Genomic DNA, 13,505 nt, shown 5'->3' with positions numbered 1-13,505 from the left:
TGGAGTTTTCAGATAAAGGATGCGGCGCCGCAACGCTGGTTTAAGAACGATTTGGTAGAACTTCCGCGTGGCTTCGATGCTGTATGACACTTGCGGCAGCCTGCCGCACCGGGAGTTGGAGCAATGGGGGCAGGGGCACGTCGCATGATGTCGGCGCGGGATCGGATCAAGCGGTTCGGTCGCCTGGGCGTGCGCGAGCCGACGCTGCGGACGGTGTCGACACGGGCCGAACGCTATCGTGCGGAGCTGGAGGTGGCGGTGCTGAGCGCGACGGGCACGACGCTGCACGCCACCGTCCGCGACCTGTCGGTCAGCGGTTTTCGTGCCGACCTGCCGCAGGCGCTGCCCGTCGGCGCGGTTGCGCGCATGCTGTTTCCGGGTGGCCGGACCAAGCATTTCCGCGTCGTGCGGCTGGAGGGCGCGAGCGTCGCCGGCGAATTCTTCGCGCCCTTCACCGACGAGGAGTTCGACCGCGTGCTGGCGGGCGGGGCGTGACCTGATCGGTCAGGCACGCTCCTTGGTGGCGGAGAAGCGGAGCGAGCGATTGCGCTCCTCCACGTAGGACAGCTCCCAATTGTCCTTCGCCATGAACACGGCGCGGCCGTCGCGATCGGTGGCGATGGCGGCGCGGTGATCGGCGATGAAGGTCTTGAGCACGTCCGCTTCGCCCGCGATCCAGCGCGCGGTGTTCCACGGCGACGGCTCCAGCATCGCATCGACCTTGTATTCGACCTCAAGCCGGGAGATCAGCACTTCGAGCTGGAGCTGGCCGACGACGCCGACGATCCACTGGCCGCCCACCTCCGGGTAGAAGACCTGGATGATCCCCTCTTCGGCGAGATCGTCGAGCGCTTTCCGCAACTGCTTGGTCTTGGTCGGATCCTTGAGGACGACGCGGCGCAGCTGCTCGGGCGCGAAATTGGGCAGGCCGGTGATGGTGCGGGCGGGGCCGTCGGTCAGCGTATCGCCGACGCGCAGCGTGCCGTGGTTCGGGATGCCGATGATGTCGCCGGGGAATGCCTCCTCCGCCGTTTCGCGGTTCTGCGCGAAGAACAGGATGGGCGAGTGGACGGCGATCGCCTTGCCCGTGCCGACCTGGTTGAGCTTCATGCCGCGGCGGAACTTGCCCGAGCAGAGCCGCATGAAGGCGACGCGGTCGCGGTGCATCGGGTTCATGTTGGCCTGCACCTTGAAGATGAAGCCGGTGACGGCGGGATCGTCCGGGCTGACGGGCGCGGGTTCGGCCGGCTGCGGGCGCGGGGAGGGGGCGAAGCGGGCGAGCGCGTCGATCAGGTCGGCGACGCCGAAATCCTTCAGCGCCGAGCCGAAGAAGACGGGGGTGAGATCGCCGTTCTGATAGGCCACTTCGTCGAACGCGGCATAGCCGGCGCCCGCCAGCTCCGCATCCTCGCGCAGCTGTGCGGCGGCCTGTGCCGAGATGAGCGTGTCGAGCCTGGCGTCGTCGAGGCCGGTGGTCGCGGTGACGTCGCCGTCATAGCTGCGGTCCGCCTCGCCCGAGGGGCGCTGCACGTCGCACCGCTCGAGGCTGTAGAGGCCCTCGAACTGGCCGCCCATGCCGATCGGCCAGTTCATCGGCGACACGTCGAGCGCGAGCTGATCGGCCACCTCGTCGATCAGCTCGAACGGCGAGCGGCCCTCGCGATCGACCTTGTTGATGAAGGTGATGATCGGCACCGAGCGCAGGCGGCACACCTCGAACAGCTTGCGCGTCTGCGCCTCGATGCCGCGGGCGGCGTCGATCACCATGACGGCGGAATCGACCGCGGTGAGCGTGCGATACGTGTCTTCGGAGAAATCCTCGTGGCCCGGCGTGTCGAGCAGGTTGAAGGTAAGCCCCTCGCGCTCGAACGTCATCACCGAGGAGGTGACGGAGATGCCGCGCTGCTGCTCGATCTTCATCCAGTCGGAGCGGGCCCGCCTCGCGGCGCCGCGGGCCTTGACCTCGCCGGCCGCACGGATCGCGCCGCCGAACAGCAGCAGCTTCTCCGTCAACGTCGTCTTGCCGGCGTCGGGGTGGGAGATGATCGCGAAGGTGCGGCGGTCGGGCCGCGTGGTCGGACGGGAAGCCATGCGCGCGCTTACCCTTGGAACGGCTCAGCCGCCAGCGGGATGCGGGCCGGATCTTGCGATTCGGCCCACTGATGTGCGGCTCAGGCGGCGTCGACGAGGACGAGTTCGCTATCCTCCAGTGCCGTGACGCGGATCGTCTCCACATCGCGGATGGCGGCGCCGTCACGGGCGTTGACCCGCACGCCTTCGATTTCCACCGCGCCGGTCGCGGGGACGAGATAGGCACGCCGATCCGAGCCGATCGGATAATCCGCGCTCTCGCCCGCCTTCAGCGTGGCGGCGACGACGCGCGCATCGGTGCGGATCGGCAGCGCATCGCCGTCGCCGTCGAAACCGGAGGCGAGGGTGACGAACTGGCCCGCCCGCTCGCCCTTGGGAAAGGGCCGTGCGCCCCAGCTCGGCTTTTCGCCGGTGCGGGTGGGGATGATCCAGATCTGGAAGATCCGGGTCTCAACATCCTCCTTGTTCCATTCGGAATGGGCGATGCCGGTGCCCGCGCTCATCACCTGCACGTCGCCCGCCTCGGTGCGGCCGCTATTGCCGAGATTGTCGGCGTGGCTGATCGCGCCTTCGCGGACATAGGTGATGATCTCCATGTCGCGGTGCGGGTGCGGCGGGAAGCCGGTGTTGGGCGCGATCACGTCATCGTTCCACACGCGCAGGTTGCCCCAGCTGGTGCGGGCGGGATCGTGATAATTGGCGAAGGAGAAATGATGCTTGGCATCGAGCCATCCGTGATTCTCGCCACCGAGGCTGCTGAACGGGCGAAGGTCGATCATGGTGCGTCTCCTGGGGGCCGGGTGGGTGGGGTCGCCGGCTGTTGGCACCCATGTAGGCGCGCTCGACTTATCCGTTCAGCCGGATAAACTTGGCCGGAACGTTCGAGGAAGTTGAATGAGCGAGCCGGGCACGCCCACTTTCGACCAGCTGCGCATCTTACTGGCGGTGGTGGATACGGGCAGCTTCGCCGCCGCCGGGCGGCGGCTGAACCGGGCGGTGTCGGTGATCAGCTACGGCATTGCCAATCTGGAGGCGCAGCTGGGCCTGCCGCTGTTCGACCGGGAGGGCACGAGGCGGCCGACGCTGACCGAGGCGGGCCGCGCGGTGCTGGCGGAGGCGCGCACCGTCTCCAGCGGGATCGACGGGCTGAAGGCCAAGGTGAAGGGCCTGCTCGACGGGCTGGAGGCGGAGGTGAACCTCGCCGTCGACGTGATGCTGCCCGCGCGTCGGCTGGGCGAGGTGCTGCGCGCCTTCGCCGCGGCCTTCCCGACGGTGACGCTGCGCCTGCATGTCGAGGCGCTGGGTGCGGTGGCGTCGCTGGTGCTGGAGGGCAAGGCGGAGATCGGCCTGTCCGGCCCGCTGGCGGCGAGCATCAGCGGGCTCGACGCGCGCGCGGCGGGGTGCGTCGCGATGGTGCCGGTGGCGGCGCCCGATCATCCGCTGGCGCTCAGCGACCCGATCCCGCCGGGGGCCGGGCGCGGGCATGTCCAGCTGGTGCTGACGGATCGCTCGCCGGTGACCGAGGGGCGCGACTTTGCGGTGATGAGCCCCAGGACATGGCGGCTGGCCGATCTCGGCGCCAAGCACCAGTTGCTGCGCGAGGGCATTGGCTGGGGCAACATGCCGCTGCCGCTGATCGAGCCGGACCTGATGGCGGGCACGCTGAAGCGGCTGATCATGCCGGACGATCCGGGCGGCATGTATCGCTTCTGCGCGGTGTGGCGGCGCGATCGGCCGCCGGGCCCCGCGGCGACATGGCTGCTCGACAAGCTGGTGGAGCTCGGCCGCGACGATGCCGACCTGCCCGGCGCGTCGGACGTCTGAGCAGGCGGGATCAAGGCTGCGGCGGGGCGGCTCCGTCCATCCTCCTGCCCGGCGATGCTGGCTTCGGGCGATGTTGGGACAGGACATGACGCGCATGAATGCATTCCGATGGGGCTTCACGCTTGCAGCACTCGCGGCGACGCTGCCGGCCGCGGCCAGCGTCGATACGTCGCCGCCGCCGGGTGGGGTCTATCGGCTGAAGCCCGGCATCTATGTGCGGCAGGGCGTCGCATGCGGCGATGCGCCGAATGCAGCCATACGCCGCTATGACGGTCGCGGCATCGCCGATGCGCACAGCCGCGCCTGCCGCGCGCGCGTGCTGGCGCGCAAGGGCAATCGCTACACCGTCAGCCAGTCGTGCATCGACGCGGGGGCCGGACCGGCGCCGCGGGTGACGGAGCGCCAGACGGTGACGGTGGCGGATGCGCTGACCTTCGCCGTGCGGACCCGGGGCCCGGCTGCGACCTATCGCTACTGCCCGGCCTATATGCTGCCGGCCGGCCTGCGCGGAGCGGCCAAGTGAGCGGCCGGGCGCTGGTCGGCGCGGTGCTGCTCGCGCTCTGCGCCTGCGCGGCCCAGCCGGGCAGGGTGGATGCGGGACATGCCGCGCTCGGCACGATCGAGGTGGCGGTGGGCCCGTGTTTCGGTTTCTGCCCGGTGTTCGATGCGGCGATCGAGGCGGACGGCACGGTGACCTTCACCGGCCGTCGCCACACCGCTTTGCTCGGCGTGCAGCAGCGCGAGGCGGGGGCGGATGCCTATCGCGCGCTGGATCGCGATCTGGCGCCGTTCCGGCCGCAGCCGGGCACGGAAGCGCGCGTGCCGTGCGACGCGGCGCTGGCGGACACGCCGAGCTACACGATCCGCTGGAGCGATGCGGCGGGCCAGGCGACGGCGACGCATCAGGGTGGCTGCCCGTCCGGGCCGGGGCATGAGCTGGACGCCGTGCTGCGTGACCTGCCCAAGCGGCTCGGCATCGAGAACCTGGCGAAGCAGACGACCCGGCCGGGCGAGTCGCGCGGCTAGATCAGCCTTCGCAGCGCACGCCCAGCCCCTGGAGCAGCGCGACCGAGGTAATCGCGGTCACGCCGCCGGCCATGATGCCGAGCAGCACATCCTCGAAGGCGTGACCGGCGGCGAGCGCCGCCACCAGCGCGATCAGCGAAATGGCGAGCAGGACCGCCATGCCGGTTTGCGGCTGCGGGTGGGAGCGGCCGCGCGTCATTGCACGAAATCGAACGAGCCGCGGCCGACGGCGATCAGCGCCTCCATGTCGACGGCATGGGCGGTGGCGTGTTGGGCAGGAGCGGGGCTGCGGCCTGCGCTGGTCTCGACGCGGGCACCGGCGGTCAGCGTGCGGTGAACGGGGCAGCGATCCGCCACCTCCAGCAACCGCGCGCGCTGATCGGGATCGAGATCGCCGTCAATCTCGATCCGGCGGGTGAACAGATCGGGCGGCGACGCCTTCGCATCGCGATCATGGCCGACGGCGGTGTGGATGCGCCGCACCGGCCAGCCCTTGTGCGTGGCATAAAGCCGCACCGTCATCGTGGTGCAGGCGGCGAGCGCGGAGGCGAGCAGCTGGTACGGCGTCGGCCCGGAACCGAGGCCGCCCGCGGCGACGGGTTCGTCGGCGAGCAGTTCGATCCCGGCGGTGCGGATGCACGTCTGGAACGTGCCGGCGCCGCTATCCTCCGCAATCGCCTCATCCATCATGGGTTCGGTGTCGGTCATGGCAGGTCCTTCAGGGGTAGCGGACGGGGCGGGGATCGGGCGGCAGGGGGATGAAATCGGTCTCCTCCGGCACCGGGGCGAAGCGCTGCGCCCGCCAGTCGGCCTTGGCCTGCTCGATCCGCTCGGGCCGGCTGGAGACGAAGTTCCATTCGATGAAACGCTTTTCGGGGAAGGGTTCGCCGCCGATCAGCATCAGCCGCGCGCCACGCTCGCTCGACAGCAGGATCTCGGCACCGGGCTTGAAGACGACCAGCTCGCCAGCGGCGAAGGCGCCGGTCTGGCCGTCGGCGGCAACCTGGCCCTCGACGACGTAGATGGCGCGCTCGATATGGCCGGCGCGCAGCTGGTAGCGTGCGCCGGGGGAGAGGGCGATGTCGGCATAGACCATGTCGGACAGCGTCTCGACCGGGGAAGCGAGGCCGTCATGGCGGCCGGCGATCAGCGTCAGGCGCACGCCCGCATCCTTGATCGTCGGGATGCGATCCGCCGCATAATGGGCGAAGGCGGGGGCGGCCTCCTCCTGCGCGGCGGGCAGCGCGACCCAGGCCTGAAGGCCGGCCAGGCGGCCGCCACTGGCGCGCAAAGCGGCACCGGTCCGCTCCGAATGGACGATCCCCGCGCCTGCCGTCATCCAGTTGACCTCGCCCGGGCGGATCGCCTGGACGGAGCCGACGCTGTCGCGGTGAAGGATCTCGCCCTCCAGCAGATAGGTGACGGTGGCGAGGCCGATATGCGGGTGCGGCCGCACGTCGAGCCCCTCGCCCGAGGAGAAAGCGGCAGGGCCCATCTGGTCGAAGAAGATGAACGGGCCGACCATGCGGCGGTGCGCGCTGGGCAAGGCGCGGCGCACCTTGAAGCCATCGCCCAGATCACGGACGGGCGGCAGGATGATCGTGTCGACGGCGGCGTGCGGGCTGGAACGGACGGTCATGGCAGCGCCTTTCAGCGGGCAAGCAGGCCGAGCGCGTCGATTTGCGCCCGGTTGAAGCCATGTTCGGCAAGCGCAGGCGCGATCTCGGTCGCGGGGGCGCGGCGGCGATAGCTGGTGCAGACGAACTGCCGCACCGCCTCCAGCCGCGGATCGGCGAGCGGATTGGGGCGGCGGCGCCCGGTGAGGAAGGTGGCCAAGCGGCGGACCGGGCCGGCTTCCTCGCCGATCGCCTCGGCGGTGCAGCCGCAGCGCTGCGCATCCTTGAGCGCGATGGCGACGGCATTCCATTCGGAGGTGGAGAGGGTGGGCTGGGCGAGTGCGGGCATGGCGGCCTCCTGTTGGCGTGGCCCGGTTATGAGCGTGCCCGACTTTCAGCAGCAGCCGCATAAACTCGCACGGATCATTCGACCGAGTTGAAAAGCCATGCGTCGAACATGTTCGCGGGGGTCGGGGGATGGCGGGACGGACGAAGCCGGGCTAGCAGGCGGGAACCACCGCGAGCCAAGGCATGTCCGGCCTCGAAGCCATCTTCCTCTCCCACCGCGACGCCCTGCTGCGCTTCCTGCGCGCGCATGGTGCCGGCGATGCCGCGGAGGACGTGCTGCACGAATTGTGGCTGAAGCTGCAGGCCGCACAGACGGGGCCGATCGCATCGCCGACCGGATACCTCTACCGCGCGGCGAACAACCTGATGCTGGATCGCTACCGCGCCGAGCGGCAGAGCAGCTTGCGCGACCGGGCGTGGAGCGAGGCGGCGGGCCCCGTCGTGCCGGACCGGTCGGAGGATCCCTCGCCCGAGCGGGCGCTGATCGCGCGCGAGACGCTGGCTGCGGCGGATGCGGCGCTGGCGACGGTGGGGGAGCGTGCGGCGCGCATCTTCCGCCGCCACCGGATCGACAACGTCGCGCAGAAGGCGATCGCGGCTGAAATGGGCCTCAGCCTCAGCACCGTCGAGGCCGATCTGCGCAAGGCGATGCGCGCGCTGATCGACGCGAGGAGGCGGATCGATGAGGCTTGAGGCTCGCGAGTCCGTCCTGTCGGTGTGGAGGCGCGCATGACGGGGCAGGACGGGGTGGAACAGGCGGCGCTCGATTGGGCGACCCGCACCGGCGATCCTGCCTTTGCGGAGTGGGAGACGTTTGCCGCGTGGCTGGAGGCCGATCCGCGCCACGCCGCTGCTTACCATGCCATTTCGGCAGAGGTGGCGGAGATGACCGAGGCAGTGGCCGCCTTGCCGGCCGAACCGACGCAGCGCGAGGGGACCCCGCGGCGGCCCGACCCGCGGCGGTGGATGGCGGGCGCTCTGGCAGCCTCGCTGGTCGCAACCGTCGGGATCGGCGCGTGGGAGCGGCGCGCGCAGCCTTATGCGGTGGAGACGGCCGACGGTACCACGCGCACCATCGCGCTGGCGGACGGCAGCAGCATCGCGCTGAACGGCGGCACGAAGCTGGTGCTCGACCGCCGCGACACGCGGCTGGCGCGGCTGGAGCGGGGCGAGGCGCTGTTCAGCGTGCGGCACGATGCGGCGCGGCCGTTCCGCGTCGACGTGGGCCAGGACCGGCTGGTCGACATCGGCACCGTGTTCGACGTGACCCACGCGCCCGGCGTGACGCGCGTCGCGGTGGGGGAGGGCGCGGTGATCTTCAACCCTGAGGGTGAGAAGGTGCGGCTGGATGCCGGCCGTGCGCTGCGCAGCGGGGCAGATGGCGTGGTCGTCTCGGACGTCGCCGCGCACAGCGTCGGTGGCTGGCGGTCGGGCCGGCTGGATTATGACGGCGCACCGCTCCGCGAAGTGGCGGCGGACGTGGCGCGCGCGCTGGGGCGGCCGATCACGGTCGCGCCGGATCTTGCCGAGCGGCCGTTCCGCGGCACGATCCAGCTGGACGGCATCACCCGCGATCCGGCAGGATTGGGCGCGCTGGTCGGCGCGAGGATGCAGCGTGCAGGCCAGGGATGGGAGATCGTCGCGACACCGTGATCCGCCTTGCGGCTGCTTTGCTGGCAACGACCCTGCCTGCCGCGGCGATTGCGGCCGGGCCGCTGGCGCTCGACCTGCCGGCAGGGCCGCTCGGAGCAAGCGTGGCGCAGCTCGGCCGGGCGGGCGGGGTCAGCATCGCGGTGGAGGGCGGCGCCTTGTGGTCGCGCCCGGTACCGGCGATGCGCGGGCGTTATTCGATGCGGGCGGCGCTCGACCGGCTTGCCGCAGCAGCCGGGGCGGAGGTGCAGGCGCTCGGGCCGGGGCTGTGGAAGCTGGCGCCGCGACGCGTGGCGGCCGCAACGCTGCGGCCGCGGCCTGCGGTGCCGCGGCGGGCGCCGGTGCTCGTCGCATCGGTGGAGCCGGTGGCGGTGGACGTGGTGGTGACCGCCAGCAAGCGCGACGTGCGGCTGCGCGACGTGGCGGGGATGGCGGCGGTGATTGCCGGGCGAGAGTTCGAGACCAATGGGCCCACCGGCACGGACGGCGTGCTGGCGCGCGTGGCGAGCCTGTCCTCCACGCATCTGGGCGCGGGGCGCAACAAGCTGTTCATCCGCGGCATCGCCGATTCCAGCTTTACCGGGCCGACCCAGTCGACCGTCGGCCAGTATCTCGGCGACGTGCGGCTGACCTACAATGCGCCCGACCCGGATCTGCGGCTGGTCGACATGCGCGACGTGGAGGTGCTGGAGGGGCCGCAAGGCTCGCTCTATGGCGCGGGGTCGCTCGGCGGGATCATCCGCCTGACGCCGAATGAGCCGGGCCCGGCCTTTGCGGGCGCGGCGGCGGTCGGCGCGACGGTGACGCAGCATGGCGATCCGGGCGTGGATGCCAGCGGGATGCTGAACCTGCCGCTGGCGGACGGCCTCGGCGTGCGGCTGGTCGGCTATGGCTCCAGCGAGGGGGGCTATATCGACAATCCGGTGCGGGGCGTGCGCGACATCAACCGCACGCGCATCGCCGGTGGCCGCGCGACGGTACGGATCGAGCCGGCAGCCGGATGGACCGTGGATGTCGGCGGCGTGGCGCAGCGGACGCGGGGCGAGGATAGCCAGTATGCCGATCGCGATGCGCCGCGGCTGATCCGGCGGAGCGCCGTCGCCGAAGGCTTCGCCGCGGATTATGTGCTGGGGCAGATCGTCGTCTCGGGCGAGCTGGGGAGCGTGCGGCTGCGATCCTCCACCGCGGTGATCGAGCAGCAATTGCGTGAGCGCTATGACGCGACGACCGCGGTGGGGCAGCCGGTGGCGGGCGTCGAGCTTGCCGGCGCGCCGCTGTCGCGCGGGGAGGCGCGGCTGTTCGCGCAGGTCAACCAGACGAGCCTGTTCGCGCATGAAACGCGGCTGTGGCGGCCGATGGCGGCGGGGTGGAGCTGGCTGCTGGGCGGCAGCTATACCGACAATGGCACGCGGCTGGGCCGTGCCCTGGGCCCGCCCGGCACGCTCGTCTCCGTCACCGGCGTGAAGAACCGTGTGCGCGAGCAAACGCTCTATGGTGAGCTGAGCGCCGAGCCGCTGAGCGGGCTGATCGTCACCGGCGGCGCGCGCCTGTCCCACGCGCGGGTGAGCGGGGCGGTGCGCGACGTGGTGCCGCAGGTGGCGGTTGCGCGGGCGGCGGTGACGGCACGACGGGGTGCGACGAGCTTCCTGCCGTCAGGATCGGTGCTGGCGCATGTGCGGCCGGGCGTGACCCTGTTCGCGCGATATCAGCAGGGCTTCCGGCCGGGCGGGCTGGCGATCGAGGGCTTGTTCGTCCGCCGCTTCGAGGGCGACCGGCTGTCGACGCTGGAAGGCGGATTGCGGCTCGGCCGGGCGGGGGCGCCGGCGGAGCTGTCGCTGGGCGTGTCGCACACACGCTGGCACGACATACAGGCGGACTTCATCGACGGTTTCGGCCTGCCGAGCACCGCGAATATCGGCGATGGGCGGATCTGGACGGTGAGCGCGGCGGGCAATTGGCGGCCGCTCACCGGCTTCCGGCTCGATGCGGGCCTCGCGTTCAACGACAGCGCGGTGACCGCACCTGCGGCCGCGCTGTTCGTCGCGCTGGCGCGGGGCAGCCGGGTGCCGAACGTTGCGCGTTATGCGGCGCGGGCGGGATTCGAGTGGACGCACGAGCTGGGCGACGGGCTCGATCTCAGGGCGACGGGCTGGGTGCGCTATGTCGGCCGCTCGCGCCTGGGCATCGGGCCGCTGCTGGGCGACCTGCAGGGCGACTATCTGGACAATGCGCTGACGCTGCGCATCGGCCGCCCGCGGCTGGGCGTGACGCTGGGCCTGACCAATATCGGTGATGCCGCGGGTAACCGCTTCGCGCTCGGCACGCCGTTCACCACCGGGCGCGAGCAGGTGACCCCGCTGCGCCCGCGCACGCTGCGGATCGGGCTGGACGCGGGCTTCTGAAATCAGTGCCGCGGCGGGCGGGGTCCGCGCGGGCGCTCCGGCCGGCGTGCGCCGCCCTCGGGGCCGCCTTCGGCGGGCAGGATGATCAGCTCGGGATCGGCCTCCGCCGTCCGCTTCACCGCCGCCATGAAGCGGCCGGCGACGCTGCGCGGCACCTCGAACATCGTCTCCCGCTGGCCGATGCGGATCGCGCCGACCTCACGCTTCTGGATGTGGCCGCGGCGGCAGAGCAGGGGCAGCAGCCAGCGCGGATCGGCGCGATGCTCGCGCCCGATGTTCATGCGGAACCACACGCTGTCACCGATGCCGGGAGCGCCATCCTCTTGGCGGCGCTCGCGCGGGGCGGGGGCGTCGAGCAGTTCCTCGGCGGCGGGCAGGCGCGCGCGGTGGGCGCGGACGAGCATGGCGGCAATCTCGTCCGGCTGGCGTTCGGCCAGCAGACGGGCGCCGAGCGCGCGATCCTCGTCGTCCAGCTCGACCGGCGCGGAGAGCGCCGCCAGCAGTCGTTCGCGATCCGCCTCGGCGACCTGTTCGGGCGTCGGCGGCGTACCCCATTCGACGGTGACGCGCGCGTCGCGCAGCATCGCCTCGGTGCGGCGGCGGCGCGGATAGGGCACGATCAGCGCGGCGATACCCTTCTTGCCCGCACGCCCGGTGCGGCCCGAGCGATGCTGCAACGCCTCCGCATCGCGCGGCAGCTCGGCGTGGATGACGAGGCTGAGGTTCGGCAGGTCGATGCCGCGGGCCGCGACATCGGTGGCCACGCAGACGCGGGCGCGGCGATCGCGCAGGGCCTGGAGCGCATGGTTGCGCTCGCTCTGGCTATGCTCGCCCGACAGCGCGACGGCGTGGAAGCCGCGATCGACCAGCCGCGCGTGCAGCTGGCGCACCGCCTCCCGCGTCGCGCAGAAGATGATCGCGGTGTCGGGCTCATGGAAGCGGAGGAGGTTGACCACCGCATTCTCGATATCGGACGGCGCGACGGTGACCGCCTGGTAGCTGATGTCGCCATGCCCGCGCTCGGCCCCGAGCGTCGAGACGGTGAGCGCGTCCTTCTGGTAACGGCGGGCGAGCGCCACGATCGGCCGCGGCATCGTCGCCGAGAAGAGCAGGGTGCGCCGCTCCGCCGGGGCGGCATCGAGCAGCTCCTCCAGATCCTCGCGGAAGCCCATGTCGAGCATCTCGTCCGCCTCGTCGAGGATGACGGCGGCGAGACCCGACAGATCGAGGGCGCCGCGCTCAAGATGGTCGCGCAGGCGGCCCGGCGTGCCGACAATGATATGCGTGCCGTGGCTGAGCGCGCGCCGTTCGCGCGACGGATCCATGCCGCCAACGCAGCTGGTGATGCGCACGCCGGCACGCGCATAGAGCCATTGCAGCTCGCGGCTGACCTGAAGCGCGAGTTCGCGCGTCGGCGCAATCACCAGCGCGCGGGGCAGGCCGGGCACGCCGGCGCGGCCTTCCTCGTCGAGCAGCTGGCCGGCAATGGCGATGCCGAAGGCGACGGTCTTGCCCGAGCCGGTCTGCGCCGAGACGATCAGATCGCGCGTGCCGCGATCCTCCTCCAGCATGGCGGCCTGCACGGCGGTTGGGGCGGCATAGCCGCGTTCGGTCAACGCTTCGCGAAGCGGTACGGGCAACAAGCTGAACGGCATCGGACGCACTTGGGGGCATAGGCGCGCGGACGCAAGGCGTGATGCGCCCCAAGGGTCGCTTAACGCGCCCTTTTCTATTCGCCGGTGCGCGTCTTTACCTTGTTGGGCAGATCCTTGCCCTTGGTGCGGCGGGAGGGGCGCTGCACCGGGTTCTTCTTCTTCCACTCCGCAAAAGTCATCGGACCGTCGGGTGTGTCGATGATGGTGTCGTCGAGGCTCATGGCGGGAGCATAGACGCTTGGCCAGCCGAATGGATGCGGCGGCTGCCATGAGGGCCGCCTGCAACTCCTGCGCGGGCGGGGGATTACCCATCTTCCGCAGGCCGATGGGCGAAAGGCAGGACCATGACCGACGAGACGCACGCCGACCTGCCGCCGCTGCCCTCGCCCGAGCGGTTGCTGGAATTGCTGCACGATGCGGCGCGGATCGGGCGCGATGACGTGATCCCGGCCTTGCTCCAGGCGGGCGTCCCGATCGATGCGCGGGATGCGCGCGGTTACACGGCGCTGATCCTCGCCAGCTATAACGGGCAGGAATCGACCACCGCGCTGCTGCTGGCCGAAGGAGCAAACCCCGATGCGCCCGATGGCGCGCGCGGCAATACGGCGCTGATGGGTGTCGCGTTCAAGGGCTATGACGCGATTGCGCGCCTGCTGCTGGATGCGGGCGCGACGGTGGACGCCCGCAACAATGCCGGGCAGACCGCGCTGATGAGTGCGGTGATGTTCGGCCACGGCGCCATCGTCGATCTGCTGCTGGCGCGCGGCGCCGATCCGCGCGCGGAAGACGAGGCGGGGAACAGCCCGGCGCGCGTCGCCGCGGCGCAGGGCAATGCCGCGATGCTGGAGCGGATCGAGGCGGCGAGCGAGATAGGCGGCTGATATGGCCGCGGA

Annotated in this window: 16 protein-coding genes; 8 read left to right on the top strand and 8 right to left on the bottom strand. The window is 71.2% G+C overall.

Annotated features, from left to right (window positions below):
- Positions 1-144: 144 nt before the first annotated feature.
- Positions 145-495, top strand: coding sequence for a PilZ domain-containing protein (locus BM360_RS05200; RefSeq protein WP_093311778.1), 351 nt, complete (start codon positions 145-147; stop codon positions 493-495).
- 9 nt (positions 496-504) lie between these two features.
- On the opposite strand, the gene BM360_RS05195 is transcribed toward BM360_RS05200, so the two are convergent.
- Together BM360_RS05195 and BM360_RS05190 are read right to left on the bottom strand one after the other, a co-directional pair.
- Positions 505-2,091 (bottom strand): peptide chain release factor 3, encoded by a 1,587-nt coding sequence (locus tag BM360_RS05195; protein WP_093311775.1) that lies wholly within the window; start codon positions 2,089-2,091, stop codon positions 505-507.
- Between the two features lie 80 nt (positions 2,092-2,171).
- Positions 2,172-2,870, bottom strand: a complete 699-nt coding sequence (locus tag BM360_RS05190) for a pirin family protein (RefSeq protein WP_093311772.1) — start codon at positions 2,868-2,870, stop codon at positions 2,172-2,174.
- 115 nt (positions 2,871-2,985) lie between these two features.
- Here BM360_RS05190 and BM360_RS05185 point away from each other — a divergent pair, with 115 nt between their 5' ends.
- From BM360_RS05185 to BM360_RS05175, 3 genes are all read left to right on the top strand, one after another.
- Positions 2,986-3,915, top strand: coding sequence for a LysR family transcriptional regulator (locus BM360_RS05185; protein WP_093311768.1), 930 nt, complete (start codon positions 2,986-2,988; stop codon positions 3,913-3,915).
- 94 nt (positions 3,916-4,009) lie between these two features.
- Complete coding sequence (locus BM360_RS05180) at positions 4,010-4,438, top strand: hypothetical protein (RefSeq protein ID WP_131819184.1); 429 nt, start codon at positions 4,010-4,012, stop codon at positions 4,436-4,438.
- The gene (locus BM360_RS05175) at positions 4,435-4,941 is read left to right on the top strand and encodes a DUF6438 domain-containing protein (protein ID WP_093311762.1); all 507 of its coding nucleotides are present in this window, start codon (positions 4,435-4,437) and stop codon (positions 4,939-4,941) included. The genes BM360_RS05180 and BM360_RS05175 overlap by 4 nt, the downstream gene beginning before the upstream one ends.
- Position 4,942: 1 nt before the next feature.
- Here the strand turns inward: BM360_RS05175 and BM360_RS19510 are convergent, their stop codons facing one another.
- The 4 genes from BM360_RS19510 to BM360_RS05155 are packed head-to-tail and all read right to left on the bottom strand — an operon-like array spanning position 4,943 to position 6,906.
- Positions 4,943-5,101, bottom strand: a complete 159-nt coding sequence (locus tag BM360_RS19510) for a hypothetical protein (protein ID WP_165611208.1) — start codon at positions 5,099-5,101, stop codon at positions 4,943-4,945.
- A 35-nt stretch (positions 5,102-5,136) separates the two neighbouring features.
- Entirely contained in the window at positions 5,137-5,649 is a 513-nt protein-coding gene (locus tag BM360_RS05165) for an OsmC family protein (RefSeq protein ID WP_093311757.1), read from the bottom strand.
- Positions 5,650-5,659: 10 nt separating this feature from the next.
- Positions 5,660-6,580, bottom strand: coding sequence for a pirin family protein (locus BM360_RS05160; protein WP_093311755.1), 921 nt, complete (start codon positions 6,578-6,580; stop codon positions 5,660-5,662).
- 11 nt (positions 6,581-6,591) lie between these two features.
- On the bottom strand, positions 6,592-6,906 hold the full coding sequence (locus BM360_RS05155; protein ID WP_093311752.1) for a hypothetical protein: 315 nt from the start codon (positions 6,904-6,906) through the stop codon (positions 6,592-6,594).
- A 182-nt stretch (positions 6,907-7,088) separates the two neighbouring features.
- Here BM360_RS05155 and BM360_RS05150 point away from each other — a divergent pair, with 182 nt between their 5' ends.
- Genes BM360_RS05150 through BM360_RS05140 form a run of 3 tightly spaced genes read left to right on the top strand, consistent with a single transcriptional unit; the run spans position 7,089 to position 10,957 of the window.
- Entirely contained in the window at positions 7,089-7,598 is a 510-nt protein-coding gene (locus BM360_RS05150) for an RNA polymerase sigma factor (protein WP_093311749.1), read from the top strand.
- A gap of 36 nt (positions 7,599-7,634) precedes the next feature.
- Positions 7,635-8,558, top strand: coding sequence for a FecR family protein (locus BM360_RS05145; protein ID WP_242653323.1), 924 nt, complete (start codon positions 7,635-7,637; stop codon positions 8,556-8,558).
- The gene (locus BM360_RS05140) at positions 8,534-10,957 is read left to right on the top strand and encodes a TonB-dependent receptor (protein WP_093311746.1); all 2,424 of its coding nucleotides are present in this window, start codon (positions 8,534-8,536) and stop codon (positions 10,955-10,957) included. The genes BM360_RS05145 and BM360_RS05140 overlap by 25 nt, the downstream gene beginning before the upstream one ends.
- 2 nt (positions 10,958-10,959) lie before the next feature.
- On the opposite strand, the gene BM360_RS05135 is transcribed toward BM360_RS05140, so the two are convergent.
- Positions 10,960-12,612: a DEAD/DEAH box helicase gene (locus BM360_RS05135; RefSeq protein WP_093311743.1), complete on the bottom strand. Its 1,653-nt coding sequence runs from the start codon at positions 12,610-12,612 to the stop codon at positions 10,960-10,962.
- A 74-nt stretch (positions 12,613-12,686) separates the two neighbouring features.
- Positions 12,687-12,833, bottom strand: a complete 147-nt coding sequence (locus BM360_RS19505; protein ID WP_165611207.1) for a hypothetical protein — start codon at positions 12,831-12,833, stop codon at positions 12,687-12,689.
- Between the two features lie 123 nt (positions 12,834-12,956).
- Here BM360_RS19505 and BM360_RS05130 point away from each other — a divergent pair, with 123 nt between their 5' ends.
- The gene (locus BM360_RS05130; RefSeq protein ID WP_165611206.1) at positions 12,957-13,493 is read left to right on the top strand and encodes an ankyrin repeat domain-containing protein; all 537 of its coding nucleotides are present in this window, start codon (positions 12,957-12,959) and stop codon (positions 13,491-13,493) included.
- The last annotated feature ends 12 nt before the right edge of the window (positions 13,494-13,505 follow it).

The organism is Sphingomonas jatrophae, from assembly GCF_900113315.1.
Classification (GTDB): domain Bacteria; phylum Pseudomonadota; class Alphaproteobacteria; order Sphingomonadales; family Sphingomonadaceae; genus Sphingomonas_P; species Sphingomonas_P jatrophae.
This window is presented reverse-complemented; position numbering and strand designations above follow the sequence as displayed.

Excerpts from the sequence above, each read along its gene's own strand:
- BM360_RS05160 (WP_093311755.1), bottom strand. The coding sequence starts at position 6,580 with ATGACCGTCCGTTCCAGCCCGCACGCCGCCGTCGACACGATCATCCTG.
- BM360_RS05185 (WP_093311768.1), top strand. The coding sequence starts at position 2,986 with ATGAGCGAGCCGGGCACGCCCACTTTCGACCAGCTGCGCATCTTACTG.
- BM360_RS05195 (WP_093311775.1), bottom strand. The coding sequence starts at position 2,091 with ATGGCTTCCCGTCCGACCACGCGGCCCGACCGCCGCACCTTCGCGATC.
- BM360_RS05145 (WP_242653323.1), top strand. The coding sequence starts at position 7,635 with ATGACGGGGCAGGACGGGGTGGAACAGGCGGCGCTCGATTGGGCGACC.
- BM360_RS05180 (WP_131819184.1), top strand. The coding sequence starts at position 4,010 with ATGAATGCATTCCGATGGGGCTTCACGCTTGCAGCACTCGCGGCGACG.
- BM360_RS05190 (WP_093311772.1), bottom strand. The coding sequence starts at position 2,870 with ATGATCGACCTTCGCCCGTTCAGCAGCCTCGGTGGCGAGAATCACGGA.
- BM360_RS05140 (WP_093311746.1), top strand. The coding sequence starts at position 8,534 with ATGGGAGATCGTCGCGACACCGTGATCCGCCTTGCGGCTGCTTTGCTG.
- BM360_RS05200 (WP_093311778.1), top strand. The coding sequence starts at position 145 with ATGATGTCGGCGCGGGATCGGATCAAGCGGTTCGGTCGCCTGGGCGTG.
- BM360_RS05155 (WP_093311752.1), bottom strand. The coding sequence starts at position 6,906 with ATGCCCGCACTCGCCCAGCCCACCCTCTCCACCTCCGAATGGAATGCC.
- BM360_RS05150 (WP_093311749.1), top strand. The coding sequence starts at position 7,089 with ATGTCCGGCCTCGAAGCCATCTTCCTCTCCCACCGCGACGCCCTGCTG.
- BM360_RS05130 (WP_165611206.1), top strand. The coding sequence starts at position 12,957 with ATGACCGACGAGACGCACGCCGACCTGCCGCCGCTGCCCTCGCCCGAG.
- BM360_RS19510 (WP_165611208.1), bottom strand. The coding sequence starts at position 5,101 with ATGGCGGTCCTGCTCGCCATTTCGCTGATCGCGCTGGTGGCGGCGCTC.
- BM360_RS05135 (WP_093311743.1), bottom strand. The coding sequence starts at position 12,612 with ATGCCGTTCAGCTTGTTGCCCGTACCGCTTCGCGAAGCGTTGACCGAA.
- BM360_RS19505 (WP_165611207.1), bottom strand. The coding sequence starts at position 12,833 with ATGAGCCTCGACGACACCATCATCGACACACCCGACGGTCCGATGACT.
- BM360_RS05165 (WP_093311757.1), bottom strand. The coding sequence starts at position 5,649 with ATGACCGACACCGAACCCATGATGGATGAGGCGATTGCGGAGGATAGC.